We start from the raw sequence: 22,228 nt of genomic DNA on the forward strand, positions 1-22,228 counted from the left end.
GACCGGCGCGCTCTCCTGAGGCGCCTGCCGAGCTCCGGATAGCCGGATAGCCCGTTGCCTGGCGGCCCGAACCGGCCGCACTTCTGATGCGATCGGTGCGCTTCGGGGCGCGCGGATTTCCGAATGTGCCTCGGGTGCGGTGGGTGGTTACGCGTCGGGGAAGGGGTGGTGTAGGACGGTTCGGGGGGCGAGGGCGTCCAGGCCCAAGGCGCGTTCGTGGGCTCGTAGGGCCAGTAGGCCCGCCGTCGGTTCGGGTAGGTCGGTGAAGCCGAGTTTCCGGTAGAACGGGCCGTTCCACGGGATGTCCGCGAACGTGCACAGCGTCACCGCGCCGAAGCCCTCCGCCCGTGCCCAGTCGAGGACCGCGCGCACCAACTGCGTGCCGATGCCCCGCCGGAAGTGGGCCGGGTGCACGGCCAGTTGTTCCAGGTGCGCGTTGCCATCGACCACCTCGACCCTGGCGAACCCCGCCGGCGGGGTGCCCGCGACCAGCACCAGCCGCGCCGAGGCGAGGTCGTCGGCGCTGCCGGGCGGCGGCAGCGGCGGGAAGCCCAGGTCCTCGAAGATCGAATCGGCGGCCGATTCGAGTGCGGGCAGGGTGTCCAGTTCAGCGGCCGTGGCCTCCCGGATCTGCATGACCGCCTTGTACCAGCCCCCGCCCGGGCGCGACAACCGAATTGCGCGGACACGAATGTGGCTTTCGGGGCCGAATGCGCCCCCAAAGCCACATTCGTGTCCGGCAACCCGCAACCCCGGCAACCCCGGCAACCCCGGCAACCCCGGCAACCCCGGCAACCCCGGCAACCCGGGCGGTCGCGGTCAGTCCGAAGTGGACAGAGCCTGCGCCGGGCAGAGGTGGGTGGCTTCCCGCACCCGCTCGGCCGTTTCGCCGCGCACCTCGTCGGTCAGCAGCAGCACGGTGCCGTCCTCCTCGCGCTGGTCGAACACCGACGGCTCGGTCAGCACGCACTGCCCGGCGCCGACACAGCGATCGACGTCCGTGATGACCCTCATGACCAGGTCACCGGCAGCGAGTGCAACCCGTACACGGTGGCGTTGCGCTTGTAGTCCAGCTCGTCGACCGGCTTGGCGATCCGCAGCGACGGCACCCGCCGGAACAGCGTGTCGAACACGATCTGCAGTTCCATCCGCGCCAGGTTCTGCCCGAGGCACTGGTGCGCCCCGAAGCCGAACGCCACGTGGTTGCGCGCCCCGCGCGCGATGTCCAGCTCGTCCGGCCGCTCGTAGACCGCCGGGTCGTGGTTCGCCGCGTTCGACAGGCCGATCACGCCCTCACCCGCCTTGATCCGCACCCCGCCGATCTCCACGTCCTCGACCGCCAGCCTGGTGGTGGCCACCTCCGCGATGGTGAAGTACCGCAGCAGCTCCTCGACCGCGCTGAGCGTGACGCCCGGGTCCTCGCGCAGCAGCGCGAGCTGTTCCGGGTGCTCGATCAGCGCGACCACGCCCAGCGAGATCATGTTCGCGGTGGTCTCGTGCCCGGCGATCAGCAGCAGGAAGGCGAGGCTGACCAGCGCCTCGTGATCGACGTTGTCCTCCTCGCGCTGCTTGAGGATCTGCCTGCCGAGCAGATCGTCGGTCGGCGCCGCCTCCTTCTCCACGATCAGCTTGTCCAGGTACGAGGTGAGCTGGTCGACCGAGTGCCGCCGGTCCTCCGGCGAGGTGTCCCGGCTGAGCAGCCTGCCCGAGTGCAGCTGGAAGAACTCGTGGTCGGCGTACGGCACGCCCAGCAGCTCGCAGATCACCAGCGAAGGCACCGGCAGCGACAGGTGGGTGACCAGGTCGGCGGGCTCGCCGGCGGCCAGCAGGTCGTCGATGGCCTGGTCGACGATCTCCTGGATCCGCGGCCGCAGCGCCTCCATCCGGCGCACGGTGAACTCCCCGACCACCGCGCGCCGAGCCGGGCCGTGCTCCGGCGGGTCCATCGAGATCAGCGACGGCTTGAAGGCCGCCCGCATCGGTGTGTTGTCCACCAGCGTGGGGAACCGCGGGTTCGCGCGGTCCGAGCTGAACCGGGGATCGGCCAGCATGGCGCGCACGTCCTCGTGCCGGGTGAGCACCCAGGCCCGCTTGCCGGTGGGCAGCTCGACCTGCGTCACGGGGTTCTCGGCGCGGATCCGGTCGTATTCGGCGGGTGGCGCGTAGGGGCAGCGGCGTTCCATCGGGAACGACGGGACCCGCTCGGTGGTGGTTTCGGACACGGCTACCTCAATCCGGACGATTCGTATGTGGAGGTTTACCTTCCACTTTTCACGGTACCGATGTGGAATGCGAGCGTCCACATCCGTTGGGGTGAGACAATCCCGCGGAACCTGAGAGGTGGCTGAGATGACGGTGGAGCACGAGGAGACCCGGTTGCGGGCCGACGCGAGACGCAACCGCGACCAGATCCTCGGAGCCGCCAAGGAGTTGTTCGCCGACGCGGGCCCGGACGTGCCGATGGAGGAGATCGCGCGCCGGGCGGGCGTCGGAGTGGGGACGCTCTACCGGCGGTTCCCCGATCGCGCGTCCCTGCTGCGGGAGGTCGCGCGGGACACCTTCCGCGGCGTGCTGGCCGACGCGCGCACCGCGATCGACGAGGAACCGACGGCGTGGGACGCGCTCGTCCGGTTCCTCCGCATCACGCAGCGGGTGAAGTTGAGCGTGCAGCTGGCCATGCTGTCGCCGCTGGCCAGGGCGGTGTTCTCGGCGGACCCCAGTACCGATGAGTTCCGCCGCGAGGCGCTCGGCATTCTCGACCGGATCGTCGAACAGGCGCAGGCCGAGGGTTCACTGCGGCCCGACGTGGGCGCCGGCGACGTGACGATCATGTTCTCGCTGCTGCTGCGCGAACTGCCGCACCAGCCGATGCGGGTCAGCTCGTTCGCCACCGACCGCTGCATCGCGCTGATGCTCGACGGGCTGCGCGCCCGGCCGGGTTCACCCCTGCCCGGCCGGGCGGTGACCAGCGCCGACATCTTCGACGCCTGATCGCACTCGGAAAACGCGTCAGACGCCGAGCGGGTGCCAGACGGTCTTCGCCTCCAGGTAGCGCCGCAGCCGCTTGATGTCCGGCCGCTCGGTCCAGTCCGGTTCCTCGGCAGGCACGCTGAGCACCCGCTTGACCGTGCCCGCGGCGGCCTTCGCCAGCTCGGCGCGATCGGCCTCCGCCGCGCCGGTCGGGTCGAGCGCGTTGACGTCACCGTGCGAGGCGAGCCACGGGCCGAGTTCCGCGGCGTGCCCGGTGAGGATGTTCGCCACCCCGCCCGGCACGTCGGAGGTGGCCAGCACCTCGGACAGGGTGATCGCGGGCAGCGGCCGTTCGGCGCTGCTCACCACCACCGCGGTGCAGCCGGTGGCCAGCACCGGGGCCAGCACGCTGACCAGGCCCAGCAACGAGGACCGCTGCGGCGCCAGCACGCCGACCACGCCGGTCGGCTCCGGCACGGTGAACGAGAAGTACGGGCCAGCCACCGGGTTCGCCGCCCCGAGCACGGTGGCGATCTTGTCGGTCCAGCCCGCGTACCAGACCCAGCGGTCGATCGCGGTGTCCACAAGGGACTCCGCCTTCTCGACGGGCACGCCCTCGCAGGCGCTGACCTCGCTGACGAACTGCTCACGACGGCCTTCGAGCACCTCGGCCACCCGGAACAGCACCTGGCCGCGGTTGTAGGCGGTGGCGCCGGACCAGCCGCCGAACGCCTTGCGCGCGGCCACCACGGCGTCGCGCACGTCCTTGCGCGACGCGTGCGCGGCATTCGCCAGGAACTTGCCCTTCGCGTCGGAGACCGGGTACGAGCGCCCCGACTCCGAACGCGGGAACTTCCCGCCGACGTAGAGCTTGTAGGTCTTGGTCACCGAAAGACGATCAGACATCGAGGTAAGCCTCCAGACCGGTGCGCCCGCCCTCGCGGCCGAAGCCCGATTCCTGGTAACCGCCGAACGGTGCGGCGGGATCGAAGCGGTTGAAGGTGTTGGCCCAGACCACACCGGCCCGCAGCCGGTTCGCCATCCACAGGATGCGCGAGCCCTTTTCCGTCCAGATCCCGGCGGACAGCCCGTAGGGCGTGTTGTTCGCCTTGGTGACCGCCTCCTCCGGCGTGCGGAAGGTGAGCACCGAGAGCACCGGGCCGAAGATCTCCTCGCGGGCGATGCGCATCGACTGCTGCACGTCGGAGAACACCGTGGGAGCGAAGAAGAAACCGCGTTCGGGCACCGGGCACGGACTGGTCCAGCGCCGCGCGCCCTCGGTGTCGCCCGAATCGACCAGTTCCTGGATCTTCGTCAGCTGCTCGCGTGAGTTGATCGCGCCGATGTCGGTGTTCTTGTCCAGCGGGTCACCGATGCGCAGCGTGGACACGCGGTAGCGCAGCTTCGCCAGCACCTCGTCCACAATGGACTCCTGCACCAGCAGCCGCGAACCGGCGCAGCAGACGTGGCCCTGGTTGAAGAAGATGCCGTTGACGATGCCCTCGACCGCCTGGTCCAGCGGCGCGTCGTCGAACACCACGTTCGCCGCCTTGCCGCCCAGCTCCAGGGTCAGCTTCTTCGGCGTGCCCGCGACCGTGCGCTGGATCAGCTTGCCGACCTCGGTGGACCCGGTGAAGGCGATCTTGTTCACGTCCGGGTGGCCGACCAGCTCGGCACCGATGTCCCCGGCGCCGGGCAGGATGTTCACCACGCCGGGCGGCAGTTCGGCCTGCTGGCAGATCTCGGCGAAGACCAGCGCGGTGAGCGGGGTGGTCTCCGCGGGCTTGAGCACCACGGTGTTGCCGGTGGCCAGCGCGGGCGCGATCTTCCAGGCCAGCATGAGCAGCGGGAAGTTCCACGGGATGACCTGCCCGGCCACGCCCAGCGGCCGCGGGTCCGGGCCGTAGCCGGCGTAGTCCAGCTTGTCCGCCCAGCCGGCGTGGTAGAAGAAGTGCGCCGCGGCGGTCGGGATGTCCGAGTCGCGCGACTCCTTGATCGGCTTGCCGTTGTCCAGGCTCTCCAGCACGGCCAGCTCACGCGCGCGTTCCTGGATCAGCCGGGCCAGGCGGAAGATGTACTTGGCGCGCTCGGCGCCCGGCATCCGGCCCCAGGTCTTCTCGTAGGCCCGGCGGGCCGCCTTCACCGCGGTGTCCACATCGGACTTCGACGCGGTGGAGACCTCGGCGAGCACCTCCTCGGTGGCCGGGTTGACCGACTTCAGCGGCTCACCCCCGCCGTCGGCGAACTCGCCGTTGATGAACGGCCGGTAGGCGGGCTTGAGGTTCGCGATGTCCCGGGATTCGGGCGCGGGCGCGTATTCGAAGGGTGAGTCGGGCATCAGTCCACCGTCACGTAGTCGGGACCGCTGTAGTGGCCGTCGAGCTGGGTGCGGCGCTGCAGCAGGAGGTCGTTGAGCAGGCTGGAGGCGCCGAACCGGAACAGGTGCGGGTCGAGCCACGGCGGCCCGGCGACCTCGTGCACGGCGACCAGGTACTTGATCGCGTCCTTGGTGGTGCGGATGCCGCCGGCCGGCTTGACCCCGCGCAGCTCGCCGGTGACCTGGTGCCAGTCGTGCACGGCCTGCAGCATCACGTGGGTGACCGGCAGGGTGGCCGCGGGGGAGACCTTGCCGGTGGAGGTCTTGATGAAGTCGCCACCGGCGAGCAGCGCCAGCCAGGACGCGCGGCGCACGTTGTCGTAGGTGGCCAGTTCGCCGGTCTCCAGGATCACCTTCAGGTGGGCCTGGCCGCACGCGGCCTTGATCGCCTGGATCTCCTCGAACACCTGGCCGTAGCGGCCTTCCAGAAAGGCACCGCGGTCGATCACCATGTCGACCTCGGAGGCACCGGCGTCCACGGCCAGCTTGACGTCGGCGAGCTTGATCTCGCGGCTGGAGCGGCCGGACGGGAAGGCGGTGGCCACGCTGGCCACGCCGATGCCGGTGCCGTCCAGCGCCTCGACCGCGGTGGCGACCAGGTCCGGGTACACGCAGACGGCGGCCACGCGCGGGGTGTCCGGGTGCTCGGGGTCGGGCAGCTTGGCCTTGGCGGCCAGCGCGCGCACCTTGCCGCGGGTGTCGGCGCCCTCCAGCGTGGTCAGGTCGACCATCGAGATGGCGGTGTCGATGGCCCAGCGCTTGGCGGCCTTCTTGATGCTGCGGGTGCCGAGCCCGGCCGCGCGCTGCTCGACGCCGACCTGGTCGACACCCGGCAGCCCGTGCAGGAACCGGCGCAGGCTCGTCTCGTCGCGCGTGGCGTCGGCGAGCCGCTCTGGCAGCGGCGACGGGGTGTCCGTCGCCGTTGACGTAACTGTCATGCCGCGAGTCTAGGTGACGGCGATCCGGAAAATTTCAGGTTAGTGCCTCGATCGTAATACGGCGTATTACGATCGGCATAGGCGTCTGAAAAACCAGGAGGCACGATGCCGGACGACTTCCCCACCCAGCGGCTGAAGGCGGCGGCGCGCCGGGCCGAGGAGGAGATCGAGGCGTTCGCGCGACGCCCGGTGGAGGAGCCGTCGCGGGGCCCGAGCGAGGTCTACAGCGTCCGCCTGCCGGTCGAGCGGATCGAGGAACTGCGGGCGCTGGCGGACCGGCGCGGGGTGGCGCCGACCGCGCTCATCCGCAACTGGGTGCTCGCGCAACTGGACGCCGCGTACGCCGGTAGTGCGCGCACCAGGCAGTGGGAGCGGGAACTCCGCGAGACCACCGACAAGCTGCGCGAACTGCTGGACGAGCGGCCGTGGGTGCCGGTCAGGGAGTGATCTGCTTCGCCTGGCTCGGGGCCTGACGCGGCTTGCGGACCACGGTCACCGCGCCCCAGAAAGCGAAGCCGGACACCTTGAGCACCGGGGCGTCCGCCGGGGCCTGCTGCACGTCACCGCGGTCCTGGCTCTCGAAGGCGCCCATGAAGCCGATGCCGGTGACGTCGAGAATGATGTCGTCGGGCACCACGATGTCGATGCCCGCCATGATCGCGACCGCGTTGATCGTGGTGTGCTGCTCGGCGAACCGCGCGTGCATCAGGTTGATCTCGACGCCGCCCCAGAAGGCGAAGCTGTTGTGGGTGGCCGGGATGACCCAGCTGCCCTTGCGCTCGGTCCCGGACATCACCGCCACCGAACTGGCCGAGCCGGGCCGCCCGCCGACCAGGTTGTGCGGGCTCGACACGGCCCGCGACGGCGTCTGCACCACGGCCGCCGGATTGCCCTCCACCGGGAGGTCGATGGTCACCGGGCGCAGATCCGCGGCGGTCTTGGCGGCGTAGACCGTGGACAGCCGCTCCTCCAGCTCCTCCACGGTGATCCGGCCCTCGCTCATCGCCTGGTGCAGGATCTGCGCGACCCGCTCACGATCGGCGTCGGACACCCGCATCTGCGACGGTTCGGGAAGGCCAGGGTGCTCACTCACGGCAGGCAGCCTAGCGCTCCCGGGTGGCGCCCGCGTCGGTCATTCGTACGACAGGCGGGGGCCATCGGTCCCCGGCCATTCCGGCCGGTTGTCCTCACCGTGTCCGGCTGAGTCCACTGTGTCATCAAGCCTGCCTTGAGCAGGTGTTTCCGCCTCAGCGGCTTCTTCTTCGGGCACGGCATCGGCCGGGTCGGGCACATCGACGCCGAAGTCCTTCCGTATCTGGATCGCGGCCTCCCGCATCCCGGTGGCTTCGGCCGTTGACGCCAGCCGGTAGGCAAGCAGGTCCCAGGTCGGGTTGCCGGGAGCGAGCCCGATCTCGGTCATCCACATTTCGAGGTGTCGTGTTGGTTGCACGGTGGCGCCTGCCGGGGCGAGCGCCGGATCCAAGGAGAGCCAAGCTCCCTGACGCCCGTTCGGCTCGGCGTGCTCGGCCGAGGCGTGTTCGGTGACGTCTCCGGTGAGGTTTTCGGTGACGAACTGCCGGAACAGGGGCGGGATCTCGGTGTTGTTCGCCGCCGCGGAGAGCTGGGCGAGCTTGCCGATGAGATCAACTGTTTCCTGGATGGCCGTTTCCTGCTTCGACAACCACCAGACCACGGCGCTGCCGGTGTCCTTGAGCACGTCCTCCCCGAGGTACTGGCGCTTGTTCCGCTCGTAGTCCCGCTCGTGTTCCCAGACCGCCCGGCTCTTGCGCACTTCGGCGAGCGATTGGAGCCGTGCCTCGTCGTCCGGCATCAGCGTCACCTTCACGCTGTTCGCGGACGCCTCGAGCAGGTTGTCGCGGTCGGGGCGGGCGACGCCCAGCAGACCACTCAGCCGGTGTTCCAGCAGGGTGGTGTCCTGCGGTTGCATCCGCGCCGCCTCAGCCTGCGCTTGCTGGACGATCAGGCTGCACGCCAGTCCGGCCGGGTTGGCATGCGGCCTCGGCGGTGTGTTCGGGGAGAACCGCCACCACACCTTGGCGGAGAAGACAAAGCGGTAGTCGGAAAGGGCGCTGGGAAGATAGGTCGGGTTGATCATCACCTCCTCGTACCCCGATGGTTCGGGAGGAGGTTCGGGTACCTGGAACCGGTCCAGCCGAGCGTCCCTGGCCTCCTCCTGGCGGATCCGGTCCACGATCGAGGTGCGGACGATCAGCACCACCCCGAGCGAGAGCACCACGAGCAGCGACCAGAGCCATACCGGCCAGTCCAGGCTCAGCCCGACGGCAACCGGGACGAACACGGCGAAGAAACCCAGGACGATCAGAAGTGTCTTGTCGCGCTGGTTCATTTCACTGCTCCTGTCGGATATTCCGCGGTGGGATTGAAGTTCTGCGCTCGATCGATCTGCTCGACGAACCGGGTGTACGTGGCGACGGCCGATCGGCGGTCCGGCTGCTGTTCACGAACCCAGTCACGGGCCAGCACGAACAACCTGGAGCTTCCGCCGTCCACCCTGGTCGCCGCGCACGCGAGGACATCGGTCAACCGGGCGCCGATGTCGTCCGGGCCGGCGGCGCGGAGCCAGGCGCGGGCGTAGTCCGGCCAGTCGCGGGGGTGGCGGCGGGTAAGGACGTCCGCCCACAGCGAGGTCAGTTCACCGGCGATCCCGCGATCGGCGATGAATGGCTGCGTTCGCTGGTCGTCGCGGACCAGCAGGCGCGGATCGGCGACTTGGAGAAAGATGACGAAATCCCGGCCCCAGCGCTTCTCGACGGGGTAGTGGCGCAAACGCGCCAGCAGCCTTCGGAACAGTCTTCCGTCCGCTTCGCACAGCAGGATGAGCGCGTTGCGGGCGGCCTGGAAGACGTTCTCGTTCCGGTGGGTCCTGGCCAGCCGGTGGATGCGGACCAAGGCCTGCTCGGGATAGTGGGTGGCGATCTTTTCCAGGCAGAGCGGGATCAGCAGCTGCGCCAGTGAGTCAGGAAGCGTCGCCTTGCCAGTCCAGTCGTAGATCTGCTGGCGGGCCCGGCGAGCCCACCGCTCGTCGGTCAGGCCGGGCTGCAGCAGTGCGGCGACGGGAGCGGGGTCAGGCAGCGTCGTGGACCAGCTTTCCGCCAACCGCGTCACGTCGCCGGCACGGTCGGTACGCAAGCACTGGAGGGCCAGCTTGTGCGCCACGGCCGCCTGGTCGGCAGGCGGTATCGACGAACGCACGAGTTCGTCGGCCCAGCCGGTCAGCTTCGTGCGGAGGTCCGGGTAATTGTCCCAGAAGAAGCGGAGAACGGCGTCGTCCTTGGCCAGATCCTTGAACCTGACCGAACGATCGTCCGACAGCTCGGCGCGGACTTCCTCCAGCCGATGCCCGAACGCGGTTCTGGCGAGCAGGGGCTCGTCCGGTTCCGGATGTTCCGTGCGGCGGAGTATTCCGGCGGTCGCGCGATGCACGACGTCGGCATGACTGCCGTGCAGCATGGCCACGGCCAGCAGGGTGGCTCGCGCGGTTCCGTCAGCCTCCTTCACCGCTGCCGCGACATCCTGATCGCGTCTCAGCCAGGTGTCTATTGCGGCGGTGAGCCAATAGGTGAAGTCCTTTTCCAGGCTACGTTCGCGTGCCTGCTTGACCAAGCCGACGAGCGTTGCCAGCTGTTCCAACGAATCGCCGTCGAGTTTCTGACGGACGCCAGGCCGCACTTCCTCGGTACAGCCGCGGATTCCCTCTGCCCTCAAATGCTTGACCAGGGCAGTCGGCCCGTCGGGCCGGCCGATCTCGACGACGAATCCCCGCAGTTCCGGTACCAGCGTTTGCACCGGAACGTCCGGCAGGACCACCACGAGGTGGGCTCGGCGATCCGCGATCGTAGGCATCATCGAAACGATGAGCTGCTGCGCGCCGGCGAAGGCGGACTGATCGCTCGCGGTCAGGTCGAGCAGGAAGCGATCACCGGCCTCCACCTGGTCATCGTCGAGAAGGGCCTCCCCTTCTTCGGCCCGGTCCGGCAGTTCCCGGAAAACAGCTCGCCTGTTCAGGCCGTAGAGCAGCATTTTCGCCGCGCTCTGCCGTCCGCTGCCGGGCTTGCCATGCAGGAGCACGGTCCCCGGCCGTTCGACAGCACGCTGAGCTTCCGGATACCCGACTGGGTAGGTGTACCGCTGGAAGAGCCACCGGAGGTAATCGCGAGCTGCCTGCCGGTGGTTTCGGGCGGGGCGTTGCCCAGCGAAGCCGTGGAACACAAAGTGCTGGTTGACCGTAGGGGCGACGGCGGGCGACCCAGCGGTTGAGCCGGTCATCGGTCATGGCCGCGATCGCGGCGTTCACCGAACTGCTGATGGACATCACCAGCCACCTTGCCGACAACACCATCGCCGAAGGTATGGGAACCGACGAACGCGCCGTCGCCGCCGATGTTCACCGAACCGACGCTGCCGATCCCGCTGACGGTAGGTGACTGGTTCCGCGCTTCACGCGGGGCTTCGGGCTCCGGTGGCTGCGTCCGGTCCACCAGGCCGGGTACGAGGTCGGCGACATCCGCCGCGATCTTGTCCAGGCAGGTCGCCGAATCGCGGGTGTCGAAGATCCGGCTCTGGCAGCGGGCCAGTTGCGCCAGGTCGGCGGGCAGGTCGGCCTCACGGAGCCGCTCGCTCCTGCGTCCGACGAGCACAGGGATGACGTGGACGCCGTAAGCGAAGGCGGTGACGATTTCGCGGCGGGTCCAGTCCGCCTCGTCGTCGATCGCCCGCTTGCCCTGGCTGTCCGCCGCGAGCCAGTTCGCGCCGATCACCGCCAGCAGCACGGTGCTCCGCCGGACCGCGGGGAGCAACTGCTCGGTGAAGTCCTCACCGGCCTTGATCGACCGGCTCGCGTAGAACACGTGTTCATCGCCGAAGCGGCGGCGCAGGTCGTCTTGGATGTGGTTGGCAGCGGCTGCTTCGTCCTGCGTTCGATAGTTGACAAAGATTTCGGGCACGGTGAATCGATCCCTCCTCCATCGGGTGAACGGGTGTCAGGCAGTCGGTGCGTGCAGTGCGGCGTCGAGATGCGGCGAAACCTCGCGTACCGCCGGGTGGCTGCGGAATCGCGCCAAGGTTCGTCTGAGTCGCTGCACGTCGAGCGTGATGGTCGCCGAGCTGACCACCTCGATCAGCCCGAGCAGGTCACGGGTCAGGTCGCAGGCGTGGTCGATCTCGTTGGCCGTGGCGTGCGCGAGGGCCCGCCGAACGCCGTATCGGGCCCGGGTGCGCAGTGCCTCCGCCGGGATGAGGCCGACTTCCCGGTCGAGGACCTCAGCTGCCTCGCCGGCCCGGCCCATGTCGAACATGCACCAGCCCAAGGCCATCGCCGCCGGATTGGCCAGGTTCGTGGTGCCCAGCACCGGTCCCGCTGCCGGTTCGGCCCGGTCGAGCAGTTCCTGGGCTTGGTCGAGGCTGCGCAGGCAGGCGTCGCGGTTACCGGCCAGGGCGTGCCCCTGTGCTTCACGCTGCGCGGCCAGGCCGCGGATCCGGGCTGGTACCGAGAAGGTTTGTGCGTGCTGGGCCAGCTCGACCGTCTGTTTCGCGTCGTCCCGGTAGAGCGTCACCAGTGCCCGCCGCACCAGCGAGTAGGCCGCGAGATCCCGGTCCCCTCCGGCGTCCGCCATCTCGACAGCTCGATCGGTCCACCACAGCGCGGCCTTGTCGTCGCCGGACTCCTGCGCCATCCAGCCCGCGTACTCGGCGTACCGCGCGGCGAGGAGCAGCAGTTCTCCCCGGTTGCGGTCGGCGGCCCGGCTCGCCAGCTGCTGGATCGTGTGGGTCTGCGCTACGAGCGCGGGGAGTACGACACCGGGGCTCGCCGTCTGGCCGAGGCGGCGAAACTGGTCGAAATGGGCACGCAGGGCGGCCAGCGCGGTCGCCTCACCGGAAGTGGCGCCCAGCCCCGCTGTGCCGAGGCCGAACCCGATCGCCGAGCCGACGCCCATCGCCATTGCTTCCCGGCGGCCGATCGGCCGGAACCAGCTCGAACCATCTGCGGAAAGGCTCATGATCCACACCTCGCTGTCATCTTGGCTCTCCGGAAGCGGAGTTCCGGGCGACGGTGCGGGCGCGAGAGCAGCGAGCGTGCCGTTGGCGGCCAAGGCGACGTCGCACAGGCGAGCCAGCTCGGGAGGAGGTGGCTTGCGATTCGTCTCGATCCTGCTCAGATATCCCTTGCTGTAGTGCACCTTGGCGGCCAGCTGGGTCAGGGAGAGCCCAGCTTCGTTCCGGCGCCGCCGGAGCTCCGTACCGAACAGTCTGCGTTCCTCGGCCACGTCGACCCCTCCGTTGCCGGTTGCCTCCTCCGGCCGCACCTGGGCAACGCCTGCTGGGTGCGGTCGCCGGAGACCACGCTGGTCAGTGTGCGCAGAAAGTGCCTGCTTGCCTACGGAAGGTAGTGCGACGGCCGGTTCGAGTGGAGTGCGCCGGGAAAGGCGAACTCGAATGGACCAAGGACGGACCGGCCACGCGTTGCCCACGAATCCACCCCCATCGATCGCGCTCCGACGCTGACTTCGCCGTTGCGATTCTCACCGGGGCGCGGACGGTTTTTGTAGTCGCTCGCGGGGTTTCCTGTTGCCTACCCGCAGGTAACCGCGGGTGCCGGGTAGGTGGCGGCTACGGTGTCCACCATGGACGTCCACGTCGTCGACCACCCGCTGGCCAAGGCCCGTCTCTCCACCATGCGGGACGCGCGCACGGACAGCGCCGCCTTCCGGGCGGCGTTGCACGAGCTGACCATGATGCTGATCTACGAGGCCACCCGCGACGCACCGGTGCGGATCGAGCGCATCCACACCCCGGTCGCCCGCACCGACGGTTACCGGCTGGCGAACCCGCCGCTGCTGGTGCCGGTCCTGCGTGCCGGGCTCGGCATGGCCGACGAGGCCCACAAGCTGATCCCCGACGCCCAGATGGGCTTCGTCGGCCTCGCCCGTGACGAGGAGACGCTGCAGCCGACGCCCTACCTGGAGTCACTGCCGGAATCGCTCGGCGGGCGGCCGGTGATGGTGCTCGACCCGATGCTCGCCACCGGCGGTTCGATGGCCTACACGATCCGGCTGCTGACCGACCGCGGCGCCACCGACGTCACCGCGATCTGCGCGCTGGCCGCGCCGGAGGGCCTCAAACACCTGGAGGACTCCGGCATGCCGGTCCGCGTGGTCACCGCCAGCATCGACGAACGCCTCAACGACTCCGGCTTCATCGTGCCCGGTCTCGGTGACGCGGGGGATCGCCAGTACGGCGCCGTGTAGCGGTATTGCTCAGGGGGCGCTTCGGGGAGTGCTTCGGGGAGTGCGCAGCCAGCCGCGGGCGTTGGCGCGCAGTGCGGCCTCGTACGTCCCGCTGACGTCGAAGCCGGGCGGCAGGTTTCCGTTGATCTCCAGCGAAACCATGCCGTGCGCGATACCCCACGACGAGGTGGCGATCCGCTCGGGCGCCTCGGCGAGGAACACGCCTTCGGCGATGCCGGAGCGAATGGTGTCCAGCAGCGGGTTCATCGTCGACCGCGCCAGGTTCGTGGCCGATTCGTCCGGTTCGAAGCCGGGCACCGCCTTGGTGAACATGATCGAGTACATGTGCGGATCGGCCAGCGCGCTGGCCCGGTAGGCCAGGCCCAGCGAAACCAGGTCCTCGAAGTGGTCACCGCTGCGCACGAGCGCCGACAGCCGCTTCTCGAACCGGCCGAACCCCTCCGCGTACAGCGCGCTGATCAGGTCCGGCTTGCTGCCGAACAGCGAGTACACCGCGGTGGTGGACGTGCCGGCGTCCTTCGCCAGCCGCCGCAGGCTCAGCGCACCAGGACCCTCACCGGAGAGCAGCTCACCGGCGCGGTCGAGCAACCGGACGCGGAGGCCGTCGTCGTGGGTTCTGGGGCGCGCCATGCGCGCAGCGTAACGCGGACGGCGGCCGGGAGTTGACCTGGAGCGCACTCCAGGTCGTACCGTCGTGACATGAGCTTTTCGATAGCCGAGGCCGCCCGCCGGAGTGGCCTGTCGATCGACACCCTCCGGTACTACGAGCGCATCAAGCTGCTCGAGGCCCCGGCCAGGGATACGGCCGGGCGCCGCGTCTACTCCGACGAGGACCTGAACTGGCTTGGCTTCCTGACCAAGCTCCGCACCACGGGCATGCCCATCCGCATGATGCGCGAGTACGCCTCGCTGCGCCGCCACGGCGTGGCCAGCGCGGGCCGCCGCAAGGCCATCCTGGTCGAGCAGCGCCGCTCGGTCGCCGAGCGCATCGCCGAACTGCAGGGCTGCCTCGAGGTGCTCGACTACAAGATCGACAACTACGACCAGATCGAGCGCAAGTTCAACGAGCAGAACGCTCCGATCAAGGAGACCGCGTGACCAAGACGAAGAAGCTCGGCGAACTCACCGTCGGTGCGCAGGGCCTGGGCTGCATGGGGATGAGCTCGGGATACGGCGTGCGTGACGACGACGCCGAGTCGATCGCCACCATCCACCGTGCCCTGGAACTGGGCGTGAACCTGCTGGACACGGCGAACGTCTACGGGGCAGGCGCCAACGAGGAACTGGTCGGGCGGGCCATCGGTGGCTCTTCCGCCCGCCGTGACCAGGTCGTGCTGGCCACCAAGTTCGGCATCGTCTGGGGCGAGGACGGCGCGATGGGCGCCAGGGGCGACGCCGGTTTTGTCCGCCAGAACTGCGAGGACTCGCTGCGACGGCTCGGCGTGGACCACATCGACCTCTACTACCAGCACCGGGTGGACCCGGACACGCCGGTGGAGGAGACCTGGGGCGCGCTGGCCGGGCTGGTCGCCGAGGGCAAGGTGCGCTACCTGGGCATTTCGGAGGCGAGCGCGGCGACCATCCGCCGGGCGCACGCGGTGCACCCGGTGACCGCGCTGCAGAGCGAGTGGTCGCTGTGGACCAGGGGCATCGAGGACGAGATCCTCGGCACCTGCCGGGAACTCGGCATCGGGATCGTGCCGTTCTCCCCGCTGGGCAGGGGATTCCTGACCGGCAGCATCACCTCGGTGGACAGCCTGCCCGACGACGACATGCGCCGCGGCCTGCCGCGGTTCACCGACGGCAACCTGGAGCGCAACCTGGCCATCGTCGAGGCGCTGCGTGCGCTCGCCGAGCGCAAGGGCGTCACCGCCGGGCAGCTGGCGCTGGCCTGGGTGCAGCACCAGGGCGACGACGTGGTGCCGATCCCCGGCACCAAGCGCCGCAAGTACCTGGAGGAGAACGCCGCCTCCGTCCACATCGAACTGTCCGAACAGGACATCGAAGAAATCGAAGCGGCCGCGCCTGCCGAAGCCGTGGCCGGGGCCCGTTACCCGGAGCGGCTCGCGCGCGCGGCGGGGAAGTGAGCTGATGGAACACCGCAAGCTGGGTTCGCTCACCGTCACCGCCCAGGGACTGGGCTGCATGGGCATGAGCGAGTTCTACGGCGAAGGCGACGACGCCGAATCGATCGCCACCATCCACCGCGCCCTGGAGCTGGGCGTGACCCTGCTCGACACGGCCGACATGTACGGCTTCGGGCGCAACGAGGAACTGGTCGGGCGGGCGATAAACGACCGCCGGGACCAGGTGGTGCTGGCCACCAAGTTCGGGATCGTGCGTGACGAGAACGATCCGGCCAAGCGCGGGGTGCGCGGGGACGCGGCCTACGTGCGGGAGGCGGCGGAGGCGTCCCTGCGACGGCTCGGCGTGGACCACATCGACCTGTACTACCAGCACCGGGTGGATCCGTCGGTGCCCATCGAGGAGACCGTCGGCGCGATGGCCGAGCTGGTCGCGGCGGGCAAGGTCCGGCACCTCGGGCTGTCCGAGGCCGGTGCCGAGACGATCCGGCGGGCGCACGCGGTGCACCCGATCACCGCGCTGCAGACCGAGTGGAGCCTGTGGTCGCGGGACATCGAGGACGAGGTGGTGCCGACCTGCCGCGAGCTGGGCATCGGCATCGTGCCGTACTCGCCGCTCGGGCGGGGTCTGCTCACCGGGCGGTTCCAGTCCAAGGCGGACTTCGGCGCCGGTGACTTCCGGCAGCAGAGCCAGCCGCGCATGGCGGACGGCAACCTGGAGCGCAACCTCGAACTGGTGGCGAAGCTGCGTGAGCTGGCCGAGCGCAAGGGGGTGACCGCCGGGCAGCTGGCGCTGGCCTGGGTGCAGGCGCGGGGCGACGACGTGGTGCCGATCCCGGGCACCAAGCGGCGGAAGTACCTTGAGGAGAACGTCGCCGCGGCCGGGCTCGGACTGTCCACTGAGGACATCGACGAGGTGGAGCGCACGGTGCCGCGCGAAGCCGTCGCCGGGCAGCGCTACCCCGACGAGGCCATGCGCCTGATCGGCCGCTAGGGGGGCGTCACGAATGTGGCTTTCGAGACGCGAAACGTCTCGAAAGCCACATTCGTGACACCGGGCCCGAGGGGGCGGGCGCTCAGAGCAGGGCGGCGACCGAGTCGGCGGCCGCGTCCAGTGCGACCGTCGTCTGCTCCCGGGTGGCCAGGCTGCGCACGGTGACGTTGCCCGCGTCCCAGTCCTCCTGGCCCACGATCACCACGGCCCGCGCGCCCGCCTTGTCCGCGCGCGTCAGTTCCTTGCCCAGCTTCCGGTGCTCCAGCGGGCTCGACGTGCGCAGCCCGGCCGAGCGCAGCCGCGTGGCCACCGAGCGCGCGGCGCCGGTCAGGTCGGCGGTCACCGGGATCACCGCCACGTCGTACTCGCTGCGCGGCGAGGGCAGCAGGCCGTGCGTGGTCAGGAAGTCGATCAGGGTGACGTCACCCATGCCGAACCCGATGCCGGGGATCTCCTTCGCGGTGAACAACCCGGCCAGGTCGCTGTAGCGGCCACCGCCGAACAGCGCGCGGTTGTTCTCCGGCGAGGTGTCGAAGACCTCGAAAACCGTGCCGGTGTAGTACGCCAGCCCGCGCACGATCAGCGGGTCGAACTGCACCAGCTCGGCCGCTTCGCTGCGCAGCACCTGCACCAGGTTCGAGGCGTCCTTGACCTCGGCGGGCAGCTCGTCGAGCAGCGCCGTGCCCATGCCCAGCGTCTCGGCGAGGCGGGCGAACTGCTTGTCGCTCAGCCCGATCTCCTCGGCGTCGGCGGCGAGCTTGTCCCTGTCGTACTTCTCCCAGCGGTCCACCAGCGAGTACACCGCCGCCAGGTGCTCGGCGGGCACGCCGGCGAGATCGGTCAGCGCGCTGGCCAGCAGGGTGCGGTCGTTCGCGCGCACCGCGTACATGTCCCGCGTGGCGCCGAATTCGCCCATCAGCGCGTGGATGACCTCGAAGATCTCGATCTCGCAGCTGGCCGCGTCCGAGCCGAAGATGTCCACGTTGAGCTGCCAGTGCTCCCGCACGCGTCCACGCTGCGGGCGCTCGTAGCGGTGGCAGTTCGGGTGGCTGTACCAGCGCACCGGGAACTGCAGCGAGCCCGCGTTCCCGGCGATCATCCGCGCCACCGACGGGGTCATCTCCGGGCGCAGCGCCAGGCGCCGCCCGCCGCGGTCGGTCAGCGTGTAGAGCTGCTGGTCGGCGATCTCCTGGCCGGACTTGGCCTCGTAGATCTCCGCGGACTCCAGGATGGGGCCGTCGTAACGCTGGTAGCCGAAGCGCTCGACCACGTCGTAGAGATGGCCGAACACCTGCGTCCGGACGGACATCTCCGCGGGGAGGAAGTCCCTGGTTCCCCGGTACGGGGCGGTCGGCAGGTACTCGGGCACGATCGATCCTTCAACTCGGGCTACTGGTCCGCCCCAACTCTAGCTTTCGGCCCGATGAGCAGGGCGAGCAGCGCCCCGCCCGCGCAGATGAACGCGGTGATGAAGAAGATTTCGCCGTACTGGTCGAGCAGCGCCTGCTTGAGCGCGGTGGTGTAGTTCGCCAGCGCCACCTCGTACTCCTGCGGTGACGGGAACAGCACCTTGATCGGCGCGTTGAGGCCAGCCGTCAGTTCGTGGAACCGGTGCAGCCCCCACGCCGACAGCGCCGCGACCCCGACCAGCATGCCGGTCATCCGCGCCACCACCACGCCCGCCGAGGCGACGCCGTGCTGCTCGGGCGGGGTGGCCCGCAGTACCGCCGACGACAGCGGCGCGATGACCAGCCCGAGTCCGAACCCGGTGACCACCAGGTCCACGTCGAGCCGTGGCAGGCCGAGCACGCTCCGCGCGGCCAGCACGTCCAGCGGCCACGACGAGATCAGCACAAACCCGGCGGCCGCGATCAGCAGCCCGGCGAAGGCGACCCACCGCTCCCCGAGCCGCGAGGACAGCAGCCCGCCGACCACCGCGCCGACCGGCAGCGCGATGAGGAACCGCAGGAGCAGCAGCACGCTGCCGTGGTCGTCGCGGCCGAGCAGGGTCTGCGAGAACAGGTCGACGTCGACCAGCGTCACCATCAGCGCGGCACCCGCCGCGACGGAGGCGCCGAGGGTGGCGAAGAACGGCCCCAGCCGCAGCCCGGTGGTGTCGATGAGCCGGACCTTCGCCCGTTTCTCCCAGAGCAGGAAGGCCACCAGCACCACGGCCGCGGTCGCGAGCACCGGCCAGCCCCAGCTCGGCAGCACCTGCTCACGCGGGTTCGGGTTGTACAGCCCGACCACCAGCAGCGCCAGCGTGACCGCGAGCAGGCTCGCCCCGACCACGTCCGCCTTGGGCCGCGGACCGTCCGGGCGGGCGCTCGCGGGCAGCGAGAACCACACGGCGACCATCGCGAGCACGGCCAGCGGCACGTTGACCCAGAACACCCCGCGCCAGTCGGTCAGCGCGGACAGCGCGATGCCGTACACCGGCCCGAGCACGCTGCCCAGTTCCTGCGCACCACCGACCACGCCGAGCACGGTGGCGCGGCGGCGTTCGGCCCACAGGTCGGCGGCCAGCGCCATGGTCACCGGCAGCAGCGCTCCGCTGGCCACGCCCTGCACCACGCGTCCGACGACGAGCACCTCGAGATTGCCCGCGAGCGCGGTGATCGCCGACCCGGCCAGGAACCCGCCGAGGCACAGCTGGAGCAGGGGCTTGCGGCCGAACCGGTCGGAGGCCTGGCCGAGCAGCGGCATCGCCGCGACGTACCCGAGCAGGTACCCGGTGACCACCGGGGTGACCTGCTCCAGCCGGTTCACCGGGATCCGCAGCTCGTCGATGATCTGGCGGAGCAGGCCGATCACCACGTAGGTGTCCAGCGCGCCGAGCAGCACGGCGAGCCCGCCGGCCCCGATCGCGCTCGCCCGGCCGCGGCGGGTGGTGGTGATCACGCCGGCGGGGTCACCGTGACGGGCTTGTCCACATCGGACAACTTGACGTCGACCGAGGCGTTCTCCGGGAACTTCGCGGTGGCCTTGACCGGCAGCTTGGTGTCCTTGGCCAGCCAGAAGGTGAGGTCGGCGTCGGCCTGGATGCCGGGGAGCAGCGCGACCAGCACGTCCTTGCCGATCCGGCCGGAGACCTTCCAGGTCGCGGTGCCGTCGACGTCCTCTTCGGCCTCGGTCTTCGGGTTCTGCAGGCTGGAGACCAGCTTCGCGATGCCGCGCTGCGGGTCCAGGATGGCCGACGGGTCGTAGACCGCCGAGGCGGCGAACGCCGGGATCTTCTGGAAGTTGCCGGTCGGGCCCTTGAGGTAGAAGTTGTCCTGCACCACGACGAACTCGGCCTCGATCAGCTGCCCGTTGACCTCGAGCTTGCCGGTGCCCTTGGCCGCGCCGGACGGGCCGCCCTCCTTGGTCAGGTCGCCGTCCAGGCTCTGCACGCTCAGCCCGGTGATCGAGCCGTTCACCTGGAGCGAGAAGTGCGTGCTCTTCACCGCCGAAGTGGCCGTGGTGGCCTCTTGGACAAGTTGTTCCGCTGGCGGGAAGGAACTGGTGTCCGGCTCGCCGGAGGAGCAGCCAGTGGCGGCGGTCACGGCGAGCGCGAGCGCTCCGAGCAGGAAACGGCGCATGAGCATGCGTGCATCGTAGGGTGGATGGAGCGGCCGGGGAGCAGAGGTTGCCGCTTTCCGGTTGCCGGATTCCTGGTCTGAATCGAGCAATGGCCCGTGCTCTTGGTGATCGGGTGATTGCTGCGCGTGTCCGCGCGCACCTAATATCGAAGTACTCCGGGTGGTGGAGGGGGTGGCCATGTCCGGCAAGGACCGGAGGTTGACGTGGCTGCTCTCCGCGAGCGCGGCGTCCAACCTCGGTGACGGCGTCGGCAAGGTCGCGTTCCCGCTGCTGGCCGCCACGCTGACCAGGGATCCGCTGCTGATCGCCGGCCTGTCGGCCACCCAGTTCCTGCCGTGGCTGCTGTTCGCGCTGCCGGTCGGCGCGCTGCTCGACCGGGTGGACCGGCGGCGCGCGATCGTGGTGGCGAACACCGCGCGGGCCGCGCTGGTCGGCCTGCTCGCCGTGCTGGTGCTGGCGGACGCGGTGTCGATCTGGGTGGTCTACGTCTTCGGCCTGCTGCTCGGCGTGGTGGAGACGGTGGCGGACAGCGCGGCGAACGTGCTGATCCCGGCGGTGGCCGGGGACGGCAGGCTGGAGAGCGCGAACAGCAAGCTGCAGGCGGTCGAGGTGGTCGGGCAGAACTTCCTCGGCGGGCCGCTCGGCGGGGTCGCGTTCGCGATGTTCGCGGCCTTCCCGTTCCTGCTGAACTCGGCCGGGTTCGCGGTGGCCGCCGTGCTGCTGCTGTGCATCGCGGGCCGGTACCGGCCGGAGGCAGCCGCCCGCGGGTCGGTGCGCGTGGAGATCGCAGGCGGGCTCGGCTGGCTGCGGCGCAACCCGTTCCTGTCGCGGCTGGTGCTGCTGGCCGGGGCGACCGCGTTGCTGGTCGAAATGCCGATGGCGCAACTGGTCCTCTATGGACTCGAGGACCTGCGGCTGTCCGAAGTGGTGTTCGGGGTGTTCGCGTCGGGGGCCGGGGCGGGCGGGCTGCTCGGGGCGGCGGTGGCGCCGAGGCTGATCTCGCGGTTCGGGCGCCGCGGGGTGCTGCTGGGCGGGATGCTCGCGGTGGCGGTGCTGATCGGCGGCATGGGCCTGGTGGCGCAGCCGGTGGTGGCCGGGGTGCTGTACGGGCTGTTCGGCGCGGCGGTGGTGGTGGTCAACGTGGTGCTCGCGACACTGCGCCACCTGCTGGTGCCGAGCGAATACCTCGGCCGGGTGATGGGCGCGTGGCGGACCGTGGTGTGGGGAGCGGTGCCGGTGGGCGCGCTGCTCGGCGGGCTGGCCGCTTCGCTGCTGGGCAGCGCGAGCGCGGCTTTTGTGCTGTCCGGTGCGCTACAGGTGGGGCTGGTCGTGGTGGCGGCGTGGGTGTTGCGGGGCCAGGCCACGGAATTCGCCGCTACGCCGGAGCCCGCCCTGCGTGACGGCTGAGGATCCCTCCCGCGGGTGAGCCGTTTCCCGCTGTGAAGGGAGGTCCGCGCCGCGGTTTCCCGTGAGCCTGGGTGCATGAGAAGAGCGATGATCGGCTTGCTGGGCGCGACCGCCCTTTTGCTGGCGACGGTGGGCACGGCGGCAGCCGCGCCCGCGCGCGACGTTTCGGTGCTGGGGAACGCCGAAGTCGAACTCCAGGACCCGTATTCGGTGTTCGAATTCTCCGTGCACGCGCACGGGAACGGCCACTCCGGTCAGGGCGTGCTCTGGCTGGCGCACCGCGACGACGAGCGGATCGGCTGGATGGTGGCCAGGATCGACTGCGTGCGGGTGGCTGGCTCGCTCGGCGTGGTGACCGGGGTGGTCAGCGACGCGCAGGACTTCGCCGTGGCGTCGCCGGGGGAGCCGATCGCGCTGACCGTCCGGGACGACGGCACGAAGGACGGCGTCAGCTTCGCTTCCCGCGAAGAGGTCACCCGGTGCGGCAAGTCCCCGGTCCCCCTGCACCCGATCACCAGTGGAGACTTCCGGGTCAGCCGCTGAGCGCGGCACGTGCCGGACGCTGGAGCACCGCGGGCCCTGCTGGCGGA

Annotated in this window: 23 protein-coding genes and 1 pseudogene; 8 read left to right on the forward strand and 16 right to left on the reverse strand. The window is 70.0% G+C overall.

Going from position 1 to position 22,228, the window contains the following annotated elements; all coding sequences use genetic code 11:
* Positions 1 to 147 precede the first annotated feature (147 nt).
* The 3 genes from A4R43_RS35285 to A4R43_RS35295 form a co-directional block, all read right to left on the reverse strand.
* Entirely contained in the window at positions 148 to 636 is a 489-nt protein-coding gene (locus A4R43_RS35285; protein ID WP_113696042.1) for a GNAT family N-acetyltransferase, read from the reverse strand.
* Between the two features lie 183 nt (positions 637 to 819).
* Entirely contained in the window at positions 820 to 1,014 is a 195-nt protein-coding gene (locus A4R43_RS35290) for a ferredoxin (RefSeq protein WP_113696043.1), read from the reverse strand.
* Positions 1,011 to 2,183 (reverse strand): cytochrome P450, encoded by a 1,173-nt coding sequence (locus A4R43_RS35295; RefSeq protein ID WP_113698094.1) that lies wholly within the window; start codon positions 2,181 to 2,183, stop codon positions 1,011 to 1,013. Before A4R43_RS35295 ends, A4R43_RS35290 begins: the two co-directional genes overlap by 4 nt.
* Before the next feature lie 166 nt (positions 2,184 to 2,349).
* Between A4R43_RS35295 and A4R43_RS35300 the strand changes: the two genes are divergently transcribed.
* Positions 2,350 to 2,991, forward strand: coding sequence for a TetR/AcrR family transcriptional regulator (locus A4R43_RS35300; protein ID WP_113696044.1), 642 nt, complete (start codon positions 2,350 to 2,352; stop codon positions 2,989 to 2,991).
* A gap of 18 nt (positions 2,992 to 3,009) precedes the next feature.
* Here A4R43_RS35300 and A4R43_RS35305 read toward each other — a convergent pair whose 3' ends face one another.
* Genes A4R43_RS35305 through deoC form a run of 3 tightly spaced genes read right to left on the reverse strand, consistent with a single transcriptional unit; the run spans position 3,010 to position 6,285 of the window.
* Positions 3,010 to 3,876, reverse strand: a complete 867-nt coding sequence (locus A4R43_RS35305) for an aldehyde dehydrogenase family protein (RefSeq protein ID WP_113696045.1) — start codon at positions 3,874 to 3,876, stop codon at positions 3,010 to 3,012.
* The gene (locus A4R43_RS35310) at positions 3,869 to 5,308 is read right to left on the reverse strand and encodes an aldehyde dehydrogenase family protein (RefSeq protein WP_113696046.1); all 1,440 of its coding nucleotides are present in this window, start codon (positions 5,306 to 5,308) and stop codon (positions 3,869 to 3,871) included. The genes A4R43_RS35305 and A4R43_RS35310 overlap by 8 nt, the downstream gene beginning before the upstream one ends.
* The gene (deoC, locus tag A4R43_RS35315) at positions 5,308 to 6,285 is read right to left on the reverse strand and encodes a deoxyribose-phosphate aldolase (RefSeq protein WP_113696047.1); all 978 of its coding nucleotides are present in this window, start codon (positions 6,283 to 6,285) and stop codon (positions 5,308 to 5,310) included. The genes A4R43_RS35310 and deoC overlap by 1 nt, the downstream gene beginning before the upstream one ends.
* Before the next feature lie 105 nt (positions 6,286 to 6,390).
* On the opposite strand from deoC, the gene A4R43_RS35320 reads away from it, so the two are divergent.
* Entirely contained in the window at positions 6,391 to 6,732 is a 342-nt protein-coding gene (locus A4R43_RS35320; RefSeq protein WP_113696048.1) for a hypothetical protein, read from the forward strand.
* On the opposite strand, the gene A4R43_RS35325 is transcribed toward A4R43_RS35320, so the two are convergent.
* The 6 genes and pseudogenes from A4R43_RS35325 to A4R43_RS44875 form a co-directional block, all read right to left on the reverse strand.
* Positions 6,722 to 7,342: a DUF1707 SHOCT-like domain-containing protein gene (locus A4R43_RS35325; protein ID WP_113696049.1), complete on the reverse strand. Its 621-nt coding sequence runs from the start codon at positions 7,340 to 7,342 to the stop codon at positions 6,722 to 6,724. The two genes, A4R43_RS35320 and A4R43_RS35325, sit on opposite strands and share 11 nt — an antisense overlap.
* 75 nt (positions 7,343 to 7,417) lie before the next feature.
* Positions 7,418 to 8,653, reverse strand: coding sequence for a hypothetical protein (locus A4R43_RS35330; RefSeq protein ID WP_113696050.1), 1,236 nt, complete (start codon positions 8,651 to 8,653; stop codon positions 7,418 to 7,420).
* Complete coding sequence (locus A4R43_RS35335) at positions 8,650 to 10,395, reverse strand: hypothetical protein (protein WP_113696051.1); 1,746 nt, start codon at positions 10,393 to 10,395, stop codon at positions 8,650 to 8,652. The genes A4R43_RS35330 and A4R43_RS35335 overlap by 4 nt, the downstream gene beginning before the upstream one ends.
* A gap of 194 nt (positions 10,396 to 10,589) precedes the next feature.
* A complete protein-coding gene (locus tag A4R43_RS35340; protein ID WP_113696052.1) occupies positions 10,590 to 11,270 on the reverse strand; it encodes a toll/interleukin-1 receptor domain-containing protein in 681 nt (226 codons plus the stop codon).
* 36 nt (positions 11,271 to 11,306) lie between these two features.
* Positions 11,307 to 12,323: a transcriptional regulator gene (locus tag A4R43_RS35345; protein WP_418190869.1), complete on the reverse strand. Its 1,017-nt coding sequence runs from the start codon at positions 12,321 to 12,323 to the stop codon at positions 11,307 to 11,309.
* A gap of 132 nt (positions 12,324 to 12,455) precedes the next feature.
* Positions 12,456 to 12,794 (reverse strand): annotated as a pseudogene (locus tag A4R43_RS44875) (helix-turn-helix domain-containing protein); the annotation flags it as partial.
* Between the two features lie 153 nt (positions 12,795 to 12,947).
* Here A4R43_RS44875 and upp point away from each other — a divergent pair.
* The gene (gene upp, locus A4R43_RS35350; RefSeq protein ID WP_113696054.1) at positions 12,948 to 13,571 is read left to right on the forward strand and encodes a uracil phosphoribosyltransferase; all 624 of its coding nucleotides are present in this window, start codon (positions 12,948 to 12,950) and stop codon (positions 13,569 to 13,571) included.
* Positions 13,572 to 13,580: 9 nt separating this feature from the next.
* On the opposite strand, the gene A4R43_RS35355 is transcribed toward upp, so the two are convergent.
* Entirely contained in the window at positions 13,581 to 14,201 is a 621-nt protein-coding gene (locus A4R43_RS35355; RefSeq protein ID WP_113696055.1) for a TetR/AcrR family transcriptional regulator, read from the reverse strand.
* 69 nt (positions 14,202 to 14,270) lie between these two features.
* Here A4R43_RS35355 and A4R43_RS35360 point away from each other — a divergent pair, with 69 nt between their 5' ends.
* From A4R43_RS35360 to A4R43_RS35370, 3 genes are read left to right on the forward strand one after another with little or no spacing between them, the layout of a single operon-like run.
* The gene (locus tag A4R43_RS35360; protein ID WP_113696056.1) at positions 14,271 to 14,669 is read left to right on the forward strand and encodes a MerR family transcriptional regulator; all 399 of its coding nucleotides are present in this window, start codon (positions 14,271 to 14,273) and stop codon (positions 14,667 to 14,669) included.
* A 53-nt stretch (positions 14,670 to 14,722) separates the two neighbouring features.
* Positions 14,723 to 15,658 carry an aldo/keto reductase gene (locus tag A4R43_RS35365; protein ID WP_113698095.1) on the forward strand — a complete coding sequence of 312 codons (936 nt, stop codon included), beginning with the start codon at positions 14,723 to 14,725 and terminating at the stop codon, positions 15,656 to 15,658.
* 4 nt (positions 15,659 to 15,662) lie between these two features.
* Positions 15,663 to 16,649 carry an aldo/keto reductase gene (locus A4R43_RS35370; RefSeq protein WP_113696057.1) on the forward strand — a complete coding sequence of 329 codons (987 nt, stop codon included), beginning with the start codon at positions 15,663 to 15,665 and terminating at the stop codon, positions 16,647 to 16,649.
* A gap of 82 nt (positions 16,650 to 16,731) precedes the next feature.
* On the opposite strand, the gene hisS is transcribed toward A4R43_RS35370, so the two are convergent.
* From hisS to A4R43_RS35385, 3 genes are read right to left on the reverse strand one after another with little or no spacing between them, the layout of a single operon-like run.
* Positions 16,732 to 18,018 (reverse strand): histidine--tRNA ligase, encoded by a 1,287-nt coding sequence (gene hisS, locus A4R43_RS35375; protein ID WP_113696058.1) that lies wholly within the window; start codon positions 18,016 to 18,018, stop codon positions 16,732 to 16,734.
* A 20-nt stretch (positions 18,019 to 18,038) separates the two neighbouring features.
* On the reverse strand, positions 18,039 to 19,550 hold the full coding sequence (locus A4R43_RS35380; RefSeq protein ID WP_418190767.1) for an MFS transporter: 1,512 nt from the start codon (positions 19,548 to 19,550) through the stop codon (positions 18,039 to 18,041).
* Positions 19,547 to 20,236, reverse strand: coding sequence for an LppX_LprAFG lipoprotein (locus A4R43_RS35385; RefSeq protein ID WP_113696059.1), 690 nt, complete (start codon positions 20,234 to 20,236; stop codon positions 19,547 to 19,549). Before A4R43_RS35385 ends, A4R43_RS35380 begins: the two co-directional genes overlap by 4 nt.
* 172 nt (positions 20,237 to 20,408) lie before the next feature.
* Here A4R43_RS35385 and A4R43_RS35390 point away from each other — a divergent pair, with 172 nt between their 5' ends.
* Together A4R43_RS35390 and A4R43_RS35395 are read left to right on the forward strand one after the other, a co-directional pair.
* Positions 20,409 to 21,638, forward strand: coding sequence for an MFS transporter (locus A4R43_RS35390; protein WP_113698097.1), 1,230 nt, complete (start codon positions 20,409 to 20,411; stop codon positions 21,636 to 21,638).
* A 75-nt stretch (positions 21,639 to 21,713) separates the two neighbouring features.
* Positions 21,714 to 22,181, forward strand: coding sequence for a hypothetical protein (locus tag A4R43_RS35395; protein WP_162788703.1), 468 nt, complete (start codon positions 21,714 to 21,716; stop codon positions 22,179 to 22,181).
* Positions 22,182 to 22,228 lie beyond the last annotated feature (47 nt).

The sequence above is a fragment of the Amycolatopsis albispora genome (genome assembly GCF_003312875.1).
Classification (GTDB): domain Bacteria; phylum Actinomycetota; class Actinomycetes; order Mycobacteriales; family Pseudonocardiaceae; genus Amycolatopsis; species Amycolatopsis albispora.